The following is a 19,469-nucleotide window of genomic DNA, read 5'->3' on the forward strand; positions in this document are numbered from 1 at the left end:
ACAAGGATAGTCCACTACCGCTTAAGCTCCGCACGCGACGGCATGCCCCGCCACTGCGCGGGTGGTTGCGGGTGGTTCTAGCGCAGGCCGAGCTTAGCGCTGCAGGCCGGCCATGCGCCCCAACCCTGGGATGCCCGTACCTTCTCGGCCACGGCAATCTGCTGCTCGCGGGTTGCCATGTGTGCGGACGGTGCGTACTGGGTACCGCCGTAGCCCGCCCAAGTGGAGTCGGTGAACTGCAGCCCGCCGGAGAATCCGTTGCCGGTGTTGATTGCCCAGTTTCCGCCGGACTCACACTGAGCGAGCTGGTCCCATACGGAACCGCCGGCCACGGAGGGGGCGGATGCGCCGGTATTGGATGCAGTGGAGGCCTTCGGCTTAGTGCCGCGGACCACGATGCGCTCCTGAGCCGGAGCGACATTCTCGCGGTTGAGTTCTTCGCGGCCAGCTTCCTCGCCGTTGACGGTGCGGACCTTGTAGGTCACCAGTGCGCGACCCGGAGCGCCGGCCTGAACGACGTTCTCCACGCCAGCCTCGAGCTGGTCGTCTTCGCGCACCTGGACGGGCGCGGGAACGTCCTGCTCTTCCTTGACTTCCTTGGTGCTGATGCGCTGCACGTCGATGTGCATGCCCTCGGTGACCGGCGTGTCGGCCGGGGGATTAACGACGTCTTCGGGCTGCAGCGGAACGCCACGCATCTTGAAGATCTCGCCCACGGTGCGAGCCGGCAGGCTCATGGTGCCCGGCTTGCCACCATCGTTGATGGTGAAGTTCTTCGGGGTGGTGATCTCTAGGTCCATGCCTTCGCGCGGGATCTTCTGATCGCGGGCGCTGGAGAGCAGCGCGCCGCCGTCCGATCGGCCGAGCTGATCCAGCAGGTTGCCGACGGTGAGGGCGGTGGTGTCGATGGTCTGACGCTTGCCGTCGATCACCAGGGCCACTTGGCGGGCGCTGCGCACGGTGATCGTGGAGTTGTCGCCGATGGACTCGCTGAGCGCCGGGGTGACGAGTGCGGTGTCGTCAATGTTGACGCCAGCGGACTTCAGGACACCTTCGACGTTGCCGGACATGGTGTTGGCGTGAATGATGTCTCCGTCGACATCCAGGGTCACGTCCTTCTGTCCGGCCACGGCCACGCCGCCGCCGACGACGAGGGTGGCGAGCATGCCACCGGTGGCTACGCGCAGTGGCGTGGAGTTGGTGTTGTTGATGCGGTGAAGTCGGGACTTCTTCTTAGGCGACACGTTGGTTGTTACCTCTCGATTGATCAGCAGGTGCACTCGGGTCTGTGGTTATTATCCGAGCCCACGTTGTGCCTTGTTTTTCCAGTTTCTTTCAGGATCTTCTTCCAGGTTTCCTGGCTTATCTCGCCAGGTTCGTCGCTTTCCCCAGCGGGGGCGCAACGATCAATGTTTGTCACAATACGGTAACAATCCGGTTACGTCCAAGTATTTGGAGATTTTTGTTCTTCACATCACACGGCTGCTAACCACAGGCATTAACACTGACCACACAGGCCAACACGTCATAACAGCAGCCACCGGCCGCCCCCCCCCCACGAGCCAGCCGCGCGACGATCACTTGCCGATCTGGTAGATCCGCCGCGCATTCGCCGTCACCGTGCGGGCCAGTTCCTGCACAGAAATCCCGCGTTGCTCGGCGATCACCTTGGCCGTGTGCCCCACGAAGGCCGGTTCGTTACGAGCACCACGGAAGGGCGCGGCGGTCATGTACGGCGCGTCGGTTTCCACGAGGATCTGCTCCGCCGGCGCCCGGCGCGCCGCCCCGCGCAGCTCCTCGTTCCGCTTAAAAGTCGTGTTGCCAGCGAATGACAGCACGTAGCCACGCTCGATTGCCTCTTCTGCCACCTCTATCCCGGAGGAGAAACAGTGCAGAATCACGGCCGGCGGTTCCGGCGAATCCGCCAGCACGCGCATGATCTGCTCATCGGCCTCCCTGTTGTGAATCATCAGCGCCTTGCCCGTCGCGCAGGCAAGCTCGATGTGCCAGCGAAAGATCTCCTCTTGGGTGTCAATGTCTGCCGTGGAGTCATCCTTGCCAATCCAGTACGTATCCATCCCGGTCTCCCCGATTGCCACGCAGCGCGGGTCGTGGGCAAGTTCCGTCAGCCTGCGCTTAACCTCGTCGTTCACGGTCGCCGCTTCGGTGGGGTGGACGGCCACCGCCGCCCAGACGCGCGGATCCATGTGTGCAGCCTCCACTGCGCGCTCGGTTTCGGCGATACCGTCCCCCACCGTGCAGGCCCCCACGATGCCGGCTTCTTCCGCGCGATCCATGAGTGCGGTGACGGCCTCGGCGTAGGCCTGCCCTGTCAATCCCCCATCGGCGTTCACCCGGTTGCGATCCTTCTTGGCCGTGGAGAAGAGGTGCGTATGGGCGTCGAACAAAGGAAAGATTCGTTCGGCGGGCACGGGCGTGGGGCGTGGCTTCTTTTTCGACATGCCCTCCAGCTTAAACAACCGGCCCTCAGCGCTACCTCGGGTCGTCGACGAATACCGGGCGCCCGGCGATCAGGCCTGCGCCGAACAGCACGGTGTTGAAGACGAGCAGCATCACAAGCCCGGGGGTCCACGAGCCGGTGGCGTCGAACAGTGCGCCGAACACGAACGGCCCGACGCTCGCCACGGTGTATCCGATCCCCTGCGCTCCGGAAGATAGTGCCGCCGCCGCGCCCGCTTGCCTCGTTCGCGTGGCGATGAGAATCAGGCCGAGCTGGAAGGTCGCGCAGCCCAGCGCGACGAGCGAGATCCACACCACGGGCAGGAATGCGGGGTTGACTAGGAGCATTGCCAGCGCGGTGTACATGCATGCCGCCGACAGGATCGTCACCACGTACGCCCCGGCGCGGAACCGCTCCACCGCCCACGGGCACAGGAAGGCCGTGACAATACCCATGGCCGCGAACACGCCACCCACGACACCGCCGAACGTCGGCGACCCACCCGCCTGCACGACGATCTTCGGAGCCCACGTGATGAAGCAGTAAGAAATGGATGAGGTCATCGCAAACATTGCCACGATGCCCCAGCTCACGGGGTGTCGCCAGATGTGTCGATACCCGGCCCGCGCCTCTGCGTGATCTGGATTCTGGTCGTTATGTTGCTTCTTTTCCGTCGACGCCACCATGCGCCCACCACGGAAAGCCCGCACGAGTTGTCGCGGATGCGAGCGCCGCAGGACGTGCCGACCGCGTTCCGCGGCCGAGCCCGGCGCGACCGCGAAGACCAGCAATGCCCAGCACAGCGCGGCCAGCAGCGGCGGAACAGCCCAGATGCCGATGGCCAGGCGCCACCCACCCCACTGTTCAAGTGGGACGGCAACGACTGAGGCTGTAGCCATGGAAATCTGCCCGGCGACCATGTAGGCGATGGACATGGTGGTCAGTCGGAAGGGAAAGTAGTCCTTTACCAGCGCGGGCAGCAACGTGTTGGTGATGCCCACGCCGACGAGACCCACCATCGTGCCGATGAGGAAGACGATCTCGTTGGAGGTGATGGCGCGCAGGCCGAACCCTACGGTCGCGAGCACCATCGCGGTTGTGGTAACGGCGCGGAAGGTGAGTGCTCGCGCGAGCGGGCCGGACAACACGGCGGCGACAGCAAACATCGCGGTGGGCGCCATGCCGACGATGCCAACAAACAGCGTATCGGCACCAAGAGCGCGGGAGACGACATCCGCGATGGGCGGGAAGGAGCTCACCGGGCTGCGCAGATTGGAGCTGGTGAGCAGCACTGCCACGACGGCGATGACCGACACAAGGCTGATGGCCTTGGCGGGCTCGCTAGCCGTACTGGCTTCACTAGCCGTACTGGCCGTACTGGGTGGTGTGGTGGCGGGGCGGCCGGTGTGGTGCTGAGGTGTCACAGCACCTTACTTTGTCACAGGAGCCCACTCGGGGCCGGTTTCGGCAAGTTCGGCGTCCAGCTTCTGGAACAGCGGCTTGGGCTTGGGCAATTCCACGCCCGGGGTGAGCTCAATGCGGCCCCAGCGCGCGGCCTGATCGGCGTAGTTACCCATGATGACGGGGTAGCTGCGGCCGGCGGCGGGCACGCCGGTTCCGACGGGCTCGCGGGGAGAGTCGTCGGTGACTTCCACAACCTCGGGTTGTGCGGCCCAAATGCCTTCGCCGCCGAGGGTTTCGTATACCTTCTGCGCGGAGAACGGCAGGTACGGGGTGAGCATGGCGTTGACGTCGCTGACCACCTGGAGGGCCACGTAGAGCACGGTGGCGAGGCGCTCGCGCTGTTCTTCGTCATTGTCCTTGTTTTTGGCAAGCTTCCACGGCTCCATGGAGGCGATGTACTGGTTGGCCCGCCCGGCGATGCGCATGACCTCGGTGATGCCAGCCTTGAAGCGGGAACGGTTGAGGTTATCGCCGACGATGCCGAAGGCGCGTGCGGCCTCGTCGAGCAGCGCCTGATCCTCCTCTGTGAACTCGCCGGGGGTGGGGATGGCGCCGAAGTTTTTGTGGGCCATGGACACGGTTCGGTTCACGAGGTTGCCCCACTCGTTGGCCAACTCCGAGTTGATGCGGCGCACGAACTCGTCCCAGGTGAAGTCCGTGTCGGTGTTCTCCGGGCCGGCCATGGCGATGAAGTAACGCAGCGGATCCGGACCGAACTCCTTAAGGAAGTCGCGCACGTAAATGACCACGCCCTTGGAGGACGAGAACTTGGAGCCGGACATGGTGAGGAATTCGGAGGAGACAACCTCCGTCGGCAGGTTGAGGGTGGGCTCAGCCAGCGGACCTGCTTCCCCACCCCGGGATCCCTCGCCGGAGTAGCCGAGCAGCTCGGCCGGCCAGATCTGGGAGTGGAATGTGATGTTGTCCTTGCCCATGAAGTAGTACGACAGGGCCTCTGGGTCGTTCCACCACTTCCGCCATGCTTCGGGGTCTCCGGTGCGCCAGGCCCATTCGATGGATGCGGATAGGTAGCCCACCACGGCGTCGAACCACACGTAGAGCTTCTTGGCGTTGTTATCCTGCCAGCCCTCGACGGGGATGGGCACGCCCCAGTCGATGTCGCGGGACATGGCGCGGGGGCGGATGTTCTCTAGGAGGTTAAGGGAGAACTTCAGCACGTTGGGGCGCCAGCCCTTGCGCTCCTTCAGCCACTCTTCGAGAGCCTCGGCGAGCGCGGGCAGATCCAGCATGAAGTGCTCGGTGTCCACGAACTCGGGGGTTTCGCCGTTGACCTTCGAGCGGGGATTGATGAGGTCCTCGGGGTCGAGCTGGTTGCCGCACGTATCGCACTGGTCGCCGCGGGCGTCGGTAGCGCCGCAGATCGGGCACGTGCCCTCGATGTAGCGGTCCGGCAGGGTGCGTCCGGTCGACGGGCTGATCGCGCCACGGGTGGTCTGCGTAATCATGTAGCCATTGGCGTACAGCCCGCGGAAGAGCTCCTGCACCACGGCGTAGTGGTTACGCGTGGTCGTTCGAGTGAACAGGTCGTAGGACAACCCGAGCCCCACGAGGTCTTCCACGATGACGCGGTTGTACCGGTCGGCGAGCTCCTGAACGCCGACCCCTTCCTTCTCGGCCTGCACCAGCAGGGGCGTGCCGTGTTCATCCGTGCCGGAGACCATCAGAACGTCATTTCCGACCATGCGCTGATACCGCGCGAAAACGTCGGAGGGAACTCCGAAGCCAGCGACGTGCCCGATATGACGGGGGCCGTTGGCGTAGGGCCAAGCTACACAGGTAAGAACACGTTTGGACATGTATTACAGACTATGTCATGCACCATGCGGTCGCGAATGGGCCTCGGGGTTGTTCGCTTGGGGTTGTTCACTCGGGTTCGGTGACGAGTCACTGCCACTCAAGCGACACTCAAGCAGCTTTCGTCGGCGCAGCATGCTACGCCCATGGCATTTCCGACGAGTGTTGAACATGGTGGCGTCGATAATCAACAAAATCCGTCCCAATTTCACCGCTCTACACAGTGGACTGCACATCTGATTTCACCCCCGCGACCTGCCCTAAAACCGGTATCACATGTTCTGCACGGGGCTTTCAGTGTGCTACCCTAGTACCGCTTAATGGAGTAAACTTGTATTCAGGTTCAGCTGGCGTGGCTTTTCCCAAGGAAAAACTCTCTGGGACGATGGTTTCGCCCGGCAACCGAATGAATTCTTGCGTAGAGGGAATCGAAAAGCTATGCAGCTGACACGCTTTACAGATCTCGGTCTGAGGATCGTAATGCAGCTCGCTGATACAGCTGTGCGTGCCGCTGACGGTGAGGAGGGGTCTCATCCTCGTACCACCACATCCTCCGTGTCGGAAGCTATTAACGCTTCGCAGACCCACGTTGCCAAGGTTGTCTCTCGGCTAGCCGATATGGGTGTCATCCAGTCGTCGCGCGGCCGTACAGGCGGGATTTTGCTGGCTCCCGGTGCGCTCGACTTCTCCTTGGGCGATCTCATCAAGGAGCTCGAGGGCGATGAGGACATCATTGACCGTCTCAGCAGCAGCACCTTCACCATGAAGCCCACATGTCCGTTGACGAAGGCTCTCGTCGAGGCGCAGGATGCTTTCTTCGATGTGCTCAATACGCACACGATTAGGGACATTATCCACACTGATCGGGTGACTGCCGGTACGGAATCCGAGGACACCTCTGAGTCGCAGGGGTCTTCTGCCACCGACTGATTTTTTCTCGACGCCACAAGCTTCCGCCACCCCAGCCCCGACCTAGTGCGGACAGGGGTGCGGGATGCAGTTCGCGCAAAGGTATGCAGACCACGCGGGCACTTTAGCTGCAGACATGACTCAGCCGGCCCCATGGTGACATGGAGTCAGCTGAATTATGTTGTGCCGCTACTGGCTGTTGCGTCCGTTCTGGCTGTCATCGTCATCCCGGTCGCTGGGCTTGGTGGGGTCGCGGTGAGGCTTCTGCGACTCCGAGGAATCCGACTGAGCCGTCGCCTCGTCGAGATCCACCTCGTCGGAATCGAGCGTGGCTGCGTGCTCGGCGTATTCCATATCTTGGCGGTGTGCCAGCTGAGGATCGGAGGCTTCGCGGTAGTCATCGGCCACCGGTCCGGCTTCGATTTCGGCATCCAGCGTTCCGTCGGCAACATCTTCTTGGGGAACGCCGGTTGCCACGGTGGCTCCGGCCTTGCGAACGGCGCGAGACTTCCGGCCTGCCCGGTTCCGCTGTTCGCCGAGACGACGCTCGCGTGCCGCGCGCAGCGAATGTTCACGCTGGGGCTTTTCATCGAGGTAGAGCGGGTCATTGGACAGCGCCTTAACGATCGCAAACATCAGGGCGATGATCACGAACACGAACGGGCTGGCTGCGATGATCGTGACGTTTTGCAGGTTGGTCAAGGTGCCGTCGCCACCGGAGATGAGGAGCACGATAGCGATAGCGGCGGTGAGTACACCCCACAGCACTGTGACCTTGCGGTCGGCGACCAGGCGGCCGTTCTGGGACAGGGTACCCATCACGGTCGAGGCGGAGTCTGCCGAGGTGATGAAGAAGGTAGCCAGCAGGATCATCGCGAGGATGGACGCAACGTGTCCCATGGGGAAGGTCTCGAGGAGGTTAAACAACTGGCGAGTAGAGTCGCCGTCGCCCCAGATGCTCTGACCGATTTCGTCCAGGTGGATCGCGGAACCACCGAAGATGGCGAACCAGATCAGGGTCACGATGGTGGGAACGAGCAGAATGACGGAAACGAACTCGCGGATGGTGCGGCCGCGGGAGATGCGTGCGAGGAACATGCCCACGAACGGGGACCAGGAAACCCACCATGCCCAGTAGAAGATGGTCCAGCTTCCCAGCCACTTACCTGCATCCGCATCAGAGTCGGCGGTTCGTGAAGCCATCTCGAAGGACTGGGACAGGTAGTTGCCCAGGGAGGTCGGGATCATGTTGAGGATGACCACTGTCGGGCCGACGATGAGGACGAACAGCGCGAGCAGACCAGCGAGGATCATGTTGGCATTGGAAATGTACTGAATGCCCTTGCCCACACCTGACGCTGCAGAGATGAGGAAGCAGACGCTGAGCAGCACGATGGTGCCGACGATGACCCACGTGCCGGGGTTGTGGATCAGGCCGGTGGAATCGAGTCCGGATTGAATCTGCACTGCACCGATACCCAAGGATGCAGCAGTACCGAAGACAGTCGCGAAGATGGTTGCGGTATCAATGACGCAGCCCAGCCAGCCCTCGGCGCGACGCTCGCCAATCAGAGGAATGAAGGCTGCGGACAGCAGCTGCTTACGGCCCAGGCGGAAGGTGCCGTAGGCAATAGCAAGTGCCACGATGGCGTAGAGGGACCAGGGGTGAAGTCCCCAGTGGAACAAGGTGGTTGCCATGGCGTTACCGACGTTTCCGGGTTCTCCGCCGGGAACGCCATCGCGGTAGTGGGTCAGGGGCTCGGTGACGCCGTAAAACATCAGGCCGATGCCCATGCCTGCGGCGAACATCATGGCCACCCACGACACGGTGCTGAATTCTGGAGCTTCCGTGTCCTTGCCAAGGCGAATGTGGCCGAAGCGGCTGAACGCGATGAACAGGATGAAGAAGACGAACACGGAGCTGGCTAGGACGTACAGCCATCCCCAATCGTCAACCACGTAGCTCAATGCGGAGGAGGCGAAGCTAGAGAAGCTGTCGCCGAAGAACAGTCCCCATGCCACGACGGCGAGGATAAGGACGGCCGCGGCGCTCGTCACTACCCAGTCGATGGGCGCATTCTCGTCTTTCTGAATGACGTGACCGCCGTCGTTCACGTCTCCAGAGCTGCTGGCGCCACCGTCAGCACCATTGGTTCGTTTAGCCTCTGAAACACTCATTCTCTAATAATGATCTTAAAAATCTCCTGTTTTCAACCTGAAAACCTCCTTTTCAGCACGGGAAAGCCCATCCCCGCCTGCCCTTCTTTGAGAATTACCCCCCTATAGGTACAGTTCACGGCACTATAGGCTCACCTCACCGCAGTTAGTAACGATTCCGTAACAATCCGCGGCTGGCGCGAAGGATGCCCAGTTCTCCCCTGATTTCTCCTCTCAGTTCTCCCCGCCTCAGCGGGCATCCAGCACAGCCTGGTACAACTCCCGTTTGCTCACCCCGTGCTCTTTCGCCACGTCGCCGGCCGCCGACTTGAGCCGCTCGCCCGCGCTCACCCTTGCCTCCACGACAGCGACCAGATCCTCGATGAGTGCACCGATTTCCGCCTCAGTCTTCTCTCCCGCAGCATCGATCACCACACAGATTTCGCCCTTGACTCCCCCACCGGCCCAGTCGCGCAGCTCACCGAGTGTGCCGCGTTTTACTTCTTCGTACGGTTTCGTCAGCTCTCGGCACACGGCCCCAATCCTGTCGGCACCGAGCACCTCCGCAGCGCTCGCCAGCGTCGCCGCCAACCGGTGGGGTGACTCGAAGAAGCACATCGCGTGGGGCAGCTCAGCGTACTGGCGAAACAGGTCCTTCCTCGCCCCCTCCTTGCGGGGCACGAATCCCAGGAAACTGAAATGTCCCATCGCACAGCCGGACAGGGCCAACGCAGTGGTCACCGCCGACGGACCGGGCAGACACGTCACCGGCACCCCTGCCTCGTTCGCCGCGGTAACCAGCGCGAATCCGGGGTCGGACACCGCCGGCATTCCGGCATCCGTGACCAGCAGCACCGTCTTGCCGCTCCGTGCCATCTCCACGAACTGTTCCGCCCGCTGCACCTCATTGTGATCAAAATTGGAGATCACCTGACCATGAATGCTCACTCCCAGCGATGCGGCGAGTGCGCGGGTCCGGCGAGTGTCCTCTGCCGCGATCACGTCGGCGCTCCCCAGCGCGTCGATCAGCCGGATCGACGCATCGAGCGGATTGCCTAGGGGCGTGGCCGCAAACACGATCCGCCCGCCGGGGTACTTGCGCCGTTGGTCAGCGGCACGCTCAAGCAACCCCTCTACCCCGGCTGCTCCAGCTGTTTCCGAGCTCACGCCTGCATCGTCCCGCGCCTGTTCGTCCATGGCCTCTAACATGACCTCCAGCATGCCATGCCCACGGCACTACCCCCTGTCCACCCAAGCAACTAAAGTATGGAGCCGTGTCTGCTTCCACCTTGGCTCCCCCATTGCCTGGCCGCGCCGCGTCCGCACCAGCACGCGCGCCGCGCACCGGCGATTCCCCGCGGGTAGCGAAATTCGCTGGCATCTGGTGGACGCGATGGTTACTCATTCTCGTGTGCCTCACGGTGCTCGCCGCCTTAAGTCGCCTGACCATGCTCAATCGCCCGACGGACGCGCACACTCCCGTCTTCGACGAAAAGCATTATGTGCCGCAGTCGTGGCAGATCGCCCGCAGCTGGGATAACCCGCTCATCGGTGGCATTGAGGATAACCCCGGCTTCGGATTGGTCGTTCACCCACCACTGGCCAAGCAGATGGAAGCGCTCGGGATGATGGTCTTCGGCTACTCGCCGTGGGGCTGGCGTATCGTCAGCGCGTTGTGCGCGATAGCCGTCATCCTCCTCATCGCCACCATCGCCCGGCGCTTGTCGCGCTCGGATTTCGTCGGCCTCGCGGCCGGCATCATCGCGTTGTGCGACGGCATCCTGTTCGTCACCGGTCGCTCCGGCATGTTGGACCACACCCAGACGCTTTTCGTATGCCTCGCGGCGTATTTCATCATCCGCGACTACGAGCAGATGCAGCAGCGCTTCATCCGCGTGTGGGCGGAGGGGCGCATCGCACGCAGCCCCCTTGGCCCCCGCATGGGCTTCCGGTGGTGGCGTTTTGCGGCGGGCGTGGCTCTGGGCCTGGCCCTGGCGGTGAAATGGTCGGGACTGTACTACATGGCTTTCGTGGGCGTAGCCATCACGATTGCCGATTATTTCCGACGCCACAAGTTCGGAGTGCCCAAGCCTCTGCGCGGGGCCTTGGTGTTGGATGCTGTCCCGTCGTTCTTTTCAGTGGTCATTGTTCCGGTGGGCGTGTATCTGCTGACGTGGCGCCCCTGGTTCGCGTCGGAAACAGGAGCTTTCCGGCACGCCGTGGAGAGTGGACGCTACCCAGAAACCAACGGGTGGTTCTGGTCTTTCCTGCCGGATAGCCTGCAGAATTTCATCTACTATCACCAGTCGGTACTGAAGTTCCACACCTCGCTGACGAATTCCAACGGCCACTACCACTCGTGGGAATCAAAGCCGTGGTCGTGGTTGGTGTCGTCCCGATCGCTGATGTACTACAACCCGTCCTCGGATTCCGGGGTGCACAAGATCGTGCTGCTCGTGGGAACCCCCGCCGTGTGGTGGTTCTGCGTGCCGGTGATGCTGTGGGCCCTGTGGTGCCTGATCATTCACCGCGATGCCCGCTGGGCTGTGCCCGTGGTGGGATTTGCCGCCGGTTTTCTGCCGTGGCTGCTCGATCTGGATCGGCAGATGTACCTGTTCTACGCGCTCAACCTCGCGCCGTTCCTCATCATCGCGATAGCGCTCACGCTGGGCCAGCTGCTCAACTGGCGGATTCCCGAACCGGTTGCTCGGCCGGGGGTGAAACGGTACCAGGCGGCTCGACTGATGCGGAAGTACGCGGGCCCCATCGTGGTGGTGGGTTACTTGACGCTGGTGGTGTGGAACTTCCTGTTCTTCCTGCCGATCTACACCGCCATGCCGCTCAACGATATGGAATTCCACATGCGCATGTGGCTGCCATCGTGGAGGTAGAACTATCCGTCGCCGACGCTATCCGAGTTGCCCGTCGGAAGGTGGGCGGCGGTCGCCGAGCCGGAAGTTGGAGTTTCGTTGCACATCCCCGGGGCTAAATGTCACCGGCTGGGCCAGCATCATCCGCAGTGACTGGCGTAACGGCGTGAATACGTGGTGGCGTGCCAACCACACGACCAGGAGCGCGAGGGCTGAGGCGGCGTAGACCACTACGGTAAACACAGGGGTGGAAATATCGGTAGCCACAGAGTCGGATCCCACGAGTCCCACGATGATGTCGCGCGCGGCAAATCCGGCACTAAACGCGAAAAGTCCCAGGTAGATAGGCAACACGCCGGAGGCGACCTTGGGGCGCCAGGCCGTCCAGACTAATCCACCGGCGAGGGCGAAGCGGACGGTGGCGGCGTCGCCGATAAAACCGGAGGTGGCGGGATCCGAGCTGGTCTCGACCGCGTTGCTGAGCAACCCGCCGGTGGGACTGAATAACAGATATCCGCCCCACAGCACGTATACGACGGCCAGCACGACTAGGGCGACGCGCCCCAGCATGAGCGGCAAGGTGCGGCGGCGCATGCCGACGAACACGCTGGGGTGCTGCTCGGCGGTGGAGAGAACGGATTGGGCGAGTTGCTCGGCGTCGATCTGCGGGCCGGCGGGGGCTTGTGCGGTGCCCATCCGAAGATTGCGCCCGAGGGCGGTGACGGTGGCGTACCACTGTTGGCACTCGGAGCAGGCCTCGAGGTGGGCGTCGACGAGATCGTCAGGGAGCTTGGCCTCTTCACCGTCGAGCCGGGCGGAGAGGGCTGCTCGGACCTCGCTGCACTCCACGGATGACCTCTTCCTATCCTGACCCTACTGTGGCACTTTATGGCTCTTTTGTGGCTCTACTGCTGCCTGCTGGCCATTGGGTCGCTTCGCTATCGAATCTAGCCCATCGGGCGCCGAGTTCCCGAATGACCATAGGGCCGATCTACTGCCCTGCGGTAAGAAGCCCGCGCTTGCGGCCCAGACTATGCCGACAGTGCCGACAATGCCCTGACAATGCCTAGGAAAAGCGGGACAGCGCGCGGTCAAGGCTCGCGCGACCGGCGCCAAACACCACGATGACGAACAGTGCCACCATCGTCAGCATGGCCAGCTCGAAGCCCCCGTCGGCGGTGAAAAAGCCGTGTCCCCAATGGACGAACCACACCACTGCGGCCATGTAGATAATCAGCATGGTCGCCACGGCCGTGGTGAGCAGACCGATGATGAGCAGCGCCCCGCCGAGCATTTCCAGCGCGGACACCAGCCACGCACTCGCGCCCGGCTGGGGTACCCCGAGCTTTTCGAGCTGGGCGATCGTTCCGCCCGTACCGTTCATGCCATCGATGAAGACCTTCTGCCAGCCGTGGGCGATGAAGATGATCCCCAGGGCTAGCCGCAGCAGCAATAGCGCCGCATCCCGGACAGCAGGATGGTTCATTGGCTATGCCCTATACGGCCCGGAAGTGGCGGCGGACGACGGTGGGGCGACCGTGCTCATCGTCGTCGAAGATCGGCTCATCTGGGTGGTAGTAGCCACCATGGGCACGACCGGCAGAATAGCCAGGATCAGCGGGATCAGCAGAGTCAGCGGGGCCAGCAGGGTCTCCGAAGAACTCCGCACCGTCGATGTAGTCGAGGTGCTGGAACTCGGGATCGGCATCGTCCGTCTCCATGATGATCGCGCCGGGGCGCTGGAGGCGGTCGGGCACGCCCAGCTCGTCATCCTCAGTGTTGCGCACGCCCAGGCGGGCACGGCGCATGCGAGCCATCCGGCGGTGGCGCAGCTTCTGTTCCTCGATGGCCTGCTTGCGCAGCACCACGAGATAGAACACGCTGAAGGCCAAGCTGATCACCGGGGCCCACCACACTGCTCCCCCGAGAATGAACGCCAGCACGAAGGAGATAACCGTGGTCAGGCCCAGCACCATGAGCACCTGCTTGCGGCGGCGTAGTCGCTGTTGTTCTCGTTCCCACGACGCCACCGGGTCGTACACCCCACGGCCGCGGCGGGAATTGACGTAGGCGAGGTCATCCGCGCTGGGTTCGTCCGATTCTTCGGCCAGCGCAAAGTCCACGGCGGTTGTCTGTGGCTCGTCCACGGAGTCGACAACGTCGGGGTGGGCGTGCACGTCACCGCCGCGCAGGTAGGCTGCCGGCACGGAGTCGTAGCGGCGCTGCCTGCGCTCGTGAAGCTCGTCGGCCGCGTTGCGTGAGGCAGAGCTGTCTGCGTCCTCCGGCCGATCGTTGACGTCCACAGCCTCACCGGCCCCCTGCTCGGTACGCGGGCGCAGTCGGTGGGTCAGCTTGCCGAGGATGTTGACGGGAGCGAACTCACCGGTGTCGGTATCGTCATGGCCCTTGTAGGCAACGGTTGGTTGGGAATCTGCGGTGCTCGCGGTGCTGTCGTCCTCTGCACTGTCGGCTTCGGCACTCTCGGCTTCGGCATTGCCCTCAGCATCATCCTCAGCGGCATCATCCACGACTTCGCCGTCCACGATAGCGGCAGCGTCCGCAGCGTCTGCGCTGTTCGCACCATCTATATCGGAACCTTCGCCCCTGCCCTCGTGCTTGGCTGCGGTCCCTGCAACGTCTGCGTCGCCATCAGTCCTCGCATCACCACCGTCGGCCTCCGGCACAACCTCCACCTCTACTGCCTCAACAGTCTCGACGTATTCCACGGCCTCAATGTTCTCGCTGGTCTCATTCGAGGAATAAGCGGCGCTCATCGCCACAGAGTCCGCCGATGCCCCCGTCGCGCGGCGACGAACGGCACTCTCCGGCTCCATGATCTCCACGGCGTCCACGGTCTCGATGATGTCGGTGTCCTGTGCGCTCTTACCGGCGCCAGCCTTGGCAGCCTTATCTGCCTTATCAGCCTTCCGCCCAGCAGCACCCAGCCGGCCCCATGCCCGCCCGCTGCGAGCTTCGCGCGCGGCCCGTGCGTCCCCTGCACCTTGGGCACCCCGCTTCTCGTCCCGCGAGGAGGTCGAACCGCTACCGTCGTCCTCGATGAGGACGTACTCCGGCTCGGCGTCGAGCAGCTCGAGGTCGTCGTCCACATCAGGATGGTAGAGGGTGTCCGTGGGCCGCAGCTTACGCTTGCCGCGCAGCGGCGCACCACCTTCGTGGAGCACTCGGGTGTTATTCAACGCTGGCGCGGTACGCCGAACCGGCCGCTGGTTACGCAGCAGCAAGGGAGCCAGCAGTACGAGCCAGACGGCGGCGATGAGCAGCAGGGAGCCGGACACTGTGGATGGTCCTCCTCGAATAGGACGCGGACATCGGTCGGGTAATCGAGCAGTCAAATAGTCGAATACTAATCACGCTACTCGCGCACATTCCCACCGTCGTGGTGCCACGCCGCAGCTCGTCAGCGGCGTGATGCTATTCCCAGGATTCCCGCATTGATTAATTCGCGGACTTTCCCTCCGGGTGGGATTTCTTCTTTCGTCTGTGCCACAAGTATGTGATCCGTCCACCGCCCGTTGATGTGGAGATTGCGTTGCAGGAATCCTTCCTGCCGGAATCCCGTGCGCTCGAGCACGACTCTGCTCGCCATGTTGTTCTCCATCACGGTGGCCTCGAGCCTGTGGAGCCCCACCTGCCCCATCGCGTGGTCCACACCGAGGGCAACAGCCGCCACGGCCACCCCGTGACCGGTGTAGTCGCTGTGCACCCAATAACCAATCCATGCGCTGGCGATCGCCCCGTGTTGGATGGTTCCGAGCGTCAGTTGGCCGGCAAACTCTCCGTCGACCTCGATCACGCCGGGCACCACGATGCCGCCGCGGGCGAGCTTCTTCAGCCCGCTGTACGTCCTCCGCCACGTGTCTTTGCTGTGCGCCTGCGCCCAATCACCTTTGATCGTCGGTTCCACGGGCTGTAGGTACTTCTGGTCGTCTATTCTTAGTCGACGCCACAGCGTCCCATCCGACCGTGTCAACGGGCGTATCCGGACGCGCTTTCCCGGGGAATCGTCGCGCTGTGTGGCATACCCCCTGCTCATGACGGTCGGCGTGGTTATCGGCCAGCCTGGATGCAGTGTGAATGCCACGACGTTCCTCCCGTGAGCAAGGGCTCGGTGATCGATGGGATAGCCGGCGTTGACGATGGGCCGGCGTACGGAGAGCGCCTATTTTAGGCCTTGTTGTTCAAGAACATCACGTCGACTTCCTGCCCAGGTGCCACGTGGTCCCAGTCGGCGGGGATGACTATGAGGCAGTTCGCCTGACCGTGGCTTCCCAGCAGGTGGGTCGGCTCGCCGGCGTTGGCCGCGCCCAGGGGATCGACGAGGAACTCCCTGGTTTCGCGGTCGCGCATGAGCTGTCCGCGGATGAAGCCACGCCGGTGCGGTATGGACGAGATGGAAGCGATGGTACGCGCCTTGACGATGCGTCGGTTGGCTTGCCGCTGGCCACGGATCAACTGGACGAGCGGCCGAACCATCACTTCGAAGGCCACCAGCGCGGCCGAGGGGTTAGCCGGCAGCAGGAAGGTCGGCACTCGATCCGCGCCGAGCGTGCCGAAGCCCATGACAGACCCCGGGTGCATGGCGATGCGGGAGACATCCATATCTCCCAGGTCGTCCAGAACCTCACGGAGCCGGTCGCTCGCTTCGCCGCCCACGGCGCCTGCGATGACCACAATTTCCGAGCGGATGAGCTGGCCTTCGATAATGTCGCGCATCTTCCTCGGCTCGCCGCGCATGATACCGATGCGGTGTACGTCGGCGCCGGCTTCGCGACCGGCCGCGGCGAGGGCGTACGAGTTCACGTCGTACACTTGACCCAGGCCGGGCTCCCGGTCAATGTCCACGAGCTCCTGACCGAACGAGATGATGGACATGCGCGGGCGCGGGTACACCAGCACCTTAGACCGCCCCACGGCGGCCAGCAGCCCCACCTGCGCCGCGCCGATCACTGCGCCCTGTTCCACGACAACGTCGCCGGGCTGCACATCCGAGCCTTCCCGGTGAACAAACTCTCCCGATGCAACCGGGTAGAGCGGCCGGATCCTGCGGCCTTCAATGTCTGCCCAGTCGAGGGGAAGAACTGCATCGGCGAGCGCGGGCAGCGGGGCACCGGTGTGCACGCGCACGGCCTGGCGCGGTTGCAGCCTAATCGGTCGAAGGGACCCGGCCGTGACCTCGCCGACGATGGGGAGGACGTCCCGCACTCGTTGGCGCGATCCGTCCCGCGCACCGGAAATACCGGAATTGTCGGGACTATCGGGATCATCGGAGCCATCCCACTCCGCCGCCTCTAGGGCCTGGCGAATGTCCACGCTGCGGACGGCATAGCCGTCAATGGCAGCCTGGTCGAATCCGGGCAGCGCGCTGGTGCCCTCCACGCGCTCGGCGCAGCGCAGTCCCAGGGCTTCGGAAATGGCAATGCGAACCGGCTCCGGCGTGACCGCCGCTGCGGTGATCACCGCCAATTGCTCTTCAACTGTCCGCATGGGTTATCTCCTTATCAGCGAAAACGCTATCCCTCGACCTCCAGCGTTCGCTCGTTAGTCTTCCTGCTCCAAGCGCTCGGTGAGCCAGCGCTTCAGGCTGGGGCCGTATGTGTCGTCCTGGAGAGCGAAGTCCACGCACGCACGGATGTAGCCGCCGGGGTTGCCCAGGTCGTGGCGCTGTCCGTGGTGAACGACGATGTGCACCGGGTGGCCTTCAGTAATCATCAACTCGATCGCGTCGGTGATTTGGATTTCTCCGCCCTTACCCGGCTTAGTCCGGCGCAGAGCGTCGAAGACGGCGCGGTCCAACAGGTAGCGGCCGGTGGCCACGAGGTTGGAGGGTGCGTCGTCCACGTCCGGCTTTTCAACCATGCCGTTGATCTTCTTGACGTCCGCTTCTTGCGAGCGGTCCACGTCGAAGACGCCGTAGTTGCTCACTTCCTCGCGCGGCACCTCGAATGCGCACAGCACGGTGCCGCCAAATTCCTCGCGAACCTCCATCATGCGATCAATTACGCCGATGGGCAGAACGAGGTCATCGGGGAGCATGACCGCGAAGCATTCTTCATCGTCATCGAGGACCTTCTCCGCCAGCCCGATGGCATGTCCCAACCCCAGGGGCTCGTCCTGCTCTACGGAGATGGGCTCGATGAGCCCGTCGGTGGCGCGAACCTTGGCCAGCTGCTCGTCCTTGCCTCGCCCCTCCAGCGTGCTCTCGAGGGCTTCGTCGCTGGCGAAGTGCCCCATAATGCCCGTCTTCTTCGGCGCGGTAATGATCGCCAGTCGCTGAGCGCCGGCTTCTGCGGCCTCTCGGGCGATGAGCTCGATGCCTGGGGTATCAACCACGGGAAGCAGTTCCTTGGGAACCGTCTTCGTGGCAGGCAGGAAACGAGTGCCCAGACCGGCGGCGGGGACAACAACCGTTCGAAGCGCCCCGTGAGAGGACGAAACTCCCTCGGCGCCTGTGGTCTGGTGGGTTGTAGGGATAGAAGTCATGTGCCAAATCGTACAGTCCCCGGCGGCTTTTGCCGTGTAAGCACACGCATGATGCCCGCCTCTGTCCCCACGTAGGGCTATTCACGGTTGCTAAGGTGACGTCCCATGACCCCACCTGTGGAATCCAAGGCAGCGCTTCGGCGCACTCTTCGCGATCATCGTCGCGGTGTTCCTCACGCTGAACGCACTCGTCGCGACGCCGCCATCCAGGCACATCTTCAGGAAGTTCTCGGTTCTCGCGGCTCCGCGGTCGTCGCGTTTAGTCCGCTGCCTGGCGAACCGGGCGGCCAGGACCTGCCAAATGTACTGATGTCCGCGGGGCACAGGGTCATCCTGCCGAGGATTGAGCCCCTCCCGTCGATCGGCGCGAACGAGGTTCGCGGCACCCAAGATCAGCACCTCGTGTGGGTGGAATGCACCCAGGACAACTTGCGCCCGGGCACGTGGGAGATCCCCGAACCGACGGGAGCTCCCCTCGAACTGCATGAGGCGTCCGCGGCAGTTATCGTGGTGCCGGCACTGGCGGTAAGCTTCAGCGGTGCTCGCCTTGGGCAAGGAGGGGGTTTCTACGATCGGGCTCTCCAGCACCGGAACCGCTTACCCACGCCTCCGCGCCTGTGCGCCGTGGTGGACGATGAGGAGTTCCTACCGACCGTCCCGTGCGAGGAGCATGACCTGAGGGTCGATAGTGTGGTGACGCCCAGCGGGCTGCACATTATCAACACCTAAACCTCCCGTTTCCCGTTGTACTGTTTCGCCGTTCCCCGTTCTCCACACGAGGGGAACACTCACTTTTTAAGCGAAAGGATCACCAGTGTTCGCTGGCTTTAAGAAATTCATCATGCGCGGCAATGTCATGGAACTGGCCGTCGCCGTGATCATCGGCTCTGCATTCACCGCAATTGTCACCGCATTCACGAAGGGAATTATCGAGCCGCTGCTGGCCGCTGTGGGTGGTTCGCCGGATATCGGCTTGGGTTTCCACATCCGTGCGGGTCAGGACGCCACGTTCGTGGATATCGGAAGCGTCATCACCGCCGCCATCAACTTCCTCATCGTGGCAGCAGTGATCTACTTCCTCATGATCGTGCCGATGAATAAGCTCGCCGAGCTCAACGCAGCCCGTAAGGGCATCGACCCCGATGAAGCCACCAGCGCGAGCGAAACTGAGCTCCTTACTGAGATCCGCGACCTGCTGGCTGCCCAGCAGAAGGCAACATCCGCAGGCACTGCAAACGCTGCGAATGCTCAGGTCCCTAGAACCACGGATACCCCGCAGAAGGATTAACTTC

The 19,469-nt window shown here is 63.1% G+C and carries 16 protein-coding genes; 4 read left to right on the forward strand and 12 right to left on the reverse strand.

The features are described from left to right. Positions 1 to 77: 77 nt before the first annotated feature. From LA343_RS10350 to metG, 4 genes are all read right to left on the reverse strand, one after another. Complete coding sequence (locus LA343_RS10350; RefSeq protein ID WP_025403259.1) at positions 78 to 1,244, reverse strand: resuscitation-promoting factor; 1,167 nt, start codon at positions 1,242 to 1,244, stop codon at positions 78 to 80. Positions 1,245 to 1,577: 333 nt separating this feature from the next. Continuing rightward, a complete protein-coding gene (locus LA343_RS10355; protein WP_025403260.1) occupies positions 1,578 to 2,462 on the reverse strand; it encodes a TatD family hydrolase in 885 nt (294 codons plus the stop codon). A 31-nt stretch (positions 2,463 to 2,493) separates the two neighbouring features. After that, entirely contained in the window at positions 2,494 to 3,885 is a 1,392-nt protein-coding gene (locus LA343_RS10360; RefSeq protein WP_025403261.1) for an MFS transporter, read from the reverse strand. 6 nt (positions 3,886 to 3,891) lie between these two features. Then, positions 3,892 to 5,742 carry a methionine--tRNA ligase gene (gene metG / locus LA343_RS10365; protein ID WP_025403262.1) on the reverse strand — a complete coding sequence of 617 codons (1,851 nt, stop codon included), beginning with the start codon at positions 5,740 to 5,742 and terminating at the stop codon, positions 3,892 to 3,894. 436 nt (positions 5,743 to 6,178) lie between these two features. Here metG and LA343_RS10370 point away from each other — a divergent pair, with 436 nt between their 5' ends. Next, a complete protein-coding gene (locus LA343_RS10370; protein ID WP_025403263.1) occupies positions 6,179 to 6,670 on the forward strand; it encodes an RrF2 family transcriptional regulator in 492 nt (163 codons plus the stop codon). Between the two features lie 168 nt (positions 6,671 to 6,838). Here the strand turns inward: LA343_RS10370 and LA343_RS10375 are convergent, their stop codons facing one another. Further along, entirely contained in the window at positions 6,839 to 8,827 is a 1,989-nt protein-coding gene (locus LA343_RS10375; protein ID WP_025403264.1) for a BCCT family transporter, read from the reverse strand. A gap of 228 nt (positions 8,828 to 9,055) precedes the next feature. After that, entirely contained in the window at positions 9,056 to 10,015 is a 960-nt protein-coding gene (rsmI, locus tag LA343_RS10380) for a 16S rRNA (cytidine(1402)-2'-O)-methyltransferase (RefSeq protein WP_224209162.1), read from the reverse strand. 239 nt (positions 10,016 to 10,254) lie between these two features. Here rsmI and LA343_RS10385 point away from each other — a divergent pair, with 239 nt between their 5' ends. Continuing rightward, positions 10,255 to 11,697 (forward strand): dolichyl-phosphate-mannose--protein mannosyltransferase, encoded by a 1,443-nt coding sequence (locus LA343_RS10385; RefSeq protein ID WP_081737433.1) that lies wholly within the window; start codon positions 10,255 to 10,257, stop codon positions 11,695 to 11,697. Positions 11,698 to 11,715: 18 nt separating this feature from the next. Here the strand turns inward: LA343_RS10385 and LA343_RS10390 are convergent, their stop codons facing one another. The 6 genes from LA343_RS10390 to LA343_RS10415 all read right to left on the reverse strand — a co-directional run bounded on the left by LA343_RS10390 (position 11,716) and on the right by LA343_RS10415 (position 18,177). Continuing rightward, positions 11,716 to 12,525, reverse strand: a complete 810-nt coding sequence (locus tag LA343_RS10390) for a zf-HC2 domain-containing protein (protein ID WP_025403267.1) — start codon at positions 12,523 to 12,525, stop codon at positions 11,716 to 11,718. Positions 12,526 to 12,742: 217 nt separating this feature from the next. Beyond that, positions 12,743 to 13,162: a DoxX family protein gene (locus tag LA343_RS10395; protein WP_025403268.1), complete on the reverse strand. Its 420-nt coding sequence runs from the start codon at positions 13,160 to 13,162 to the stop codon at positions 12,743 to 12,745. A gap of 10 nt (positions 13,163 to 13,172) precedes the next feature. Further along, positions 13,173 to 14,972, reverse strand: a complete 1,800-nt coding sequence (gene sepX, locus LA343_RS10400) for a divisome protein SepX/GlpR (RefSeq protein WP_025403269.1) — start codon at positions 14,970 to 14,972, stop codon at positions 13,173 to 13,175. Between the two features lie 122 nt (positions 14,973 to 15,094). Then, positions 15,095 to 15,778, reverse strand: a complete 684-nt coding sequence (locus tag LA343_RS10405; RefSeq protein ID WP_025403270.1) for a GNAT family N-acetyltransferase — start codon at positions 15,776 to 15,778, stop codon at positions 15,095 to 15,097. 83 nt (positions 15,779 to 15,861) lie between these two features. Then, on the reverse strand, positions 15,862 to 17,181 hold the full coding sequence (gene glp, locus LA343_RS10410; protein ID WP_025403271.1) for a molybdotransferase-like divisome protein Glp: 1,320 nt from the start codon (positions 17,179 to 17,181) through the stop codon (positions 15,862 to 15,864). A gap of 54 nt (positions 17,182 to 17,235) precedes the next feature. Further along, positions 17,236 to 18,177 carry a UTP--glucose-1-phosphate uridylyltransferase gene (locus tag LA343_RS10415; protein WP_025403272.1) on the reverse strand — a complete coding sequence of 314 codons (942 nt, stop codon included), beginning with the start codon at positions 18,175 to 18,177 and terminating at the stop codon, positions 17,236 to 17,238. 105 nt (positions 18,178 to 18,282) lie between these two features. On the opposite strand from LA343_RS10415, the gene LA343_RS10420 reads away from it, so the two are divergent. Together LA343_RS10420 and mscL are read left to right on the forward strand one after the other, a co-directional pair. Beyond that, positions 18,283 to 18,906: a 5-formyltetrahydrofolate cyclo-ligase gene (locus tag LA343_RS10420; protein ID WP_081737353.1), complete on the forward strand. Its 624-nt coding sequence runs from the start codon at positions 18,283 to 18,285 to the stop codon at positions 18,904 to 18,906. Positions 18,907 to 18,991: 85 nt separating this feature from the next. Next, on the forward strand, positions 18,992 to 19,465 hold the full coding sequence (gene mscL / locus LA343_RS10425; protein ID WP_025403275.1) for a large conductance mechanosensitive channel protein MscL: 474 nt from the start codon (positions 18,992 to 18,994) through the stop codon (positions 19,463 to 19,465). The last annotated feature ends 4 nt before the right edge of the window (positions 19,466 to 19,469 follow it).

Source organism: Corynebacterium falsenii (assembly GCF_020099275.1).
GTDB classification, from domain to species: Bacteria; Actinomycetota; Actinomycetes; order Mycobacteriales; family Mycobacteriaceae; genus Corynebacterium; species Corynebacterium falsenii.

Bases quoted from the DNA above. Each gene is read 5' to 3' on its own strand.
- metG (WP_025403262.1), bottom strand. From the start codon at position 5,742: ATGTCCAAACGTGTTCTTACCTGTGTAGCTTGGCCCTACGCCAACGGC.
- LA343_RS10370 (WP_025403263.1), top strand. From the start codon at position 6,179: ATGCAGCTGACACGCTTTACAGATCTCGGTCTGAGGATCGTAATGCAG.
- rsmI (WP_224209162.1), bottom strand. From the start codon at position 10,015: ATGTTAGAGGCCATGGACGAACAGGCGCGGGACGATGCAGGCGTGAGC.
- LA343_RS10395 (WP_025403268.1), bottom strand. From the start codon at position 13,162: ATGAACCATCCTGCTGTCCGGGATGCGGCGCTATTGCTGCTGCGGCTA.
- LA343_RS10385 (WP_081737433.1), top strand. From the start codon at position 10,255: ATGCTCAATCGCCCGACGGACGCGCACACTCCCGTCTTCGACGAAAAG.
- glp (WP_025403271.1), bottom strand. From the start codon at position 17,181: ATGCGGACAGTTGAAGAGCAATTGGCGGTGATCACCGCAGCGGCGGTC.
- LA343_RS10375 (WP_025403264.1), bottom strand. From the start codon at position 8,827: ATGAGTGTTTCAGAGGCTAAACGAACCAATGGTGCTGACGGTGGCGCC.
- LA343_RS10355 (WP_025403260.1), bottom strand. From the start codon at position 2,462: ATGTCGAAAAAGAAGCCACGCCCCACGCCCGTGCCCGCCGAACGAATC.
- LA343_RS10420 (WP_081737353.1), top strand. From the start codon at position 18,283: ATGACCCCACCTGTGGAATCCAAGGCAGCGCTTCGGCGCACTCTTCGC.
- LA343_RS10415 (WP_025403272.1), bottom strand. From the start codon at position 18,177: ATGACTTCTATCCCTACAACCCACCAGACCACAGGCGCCGAGGGAGTT.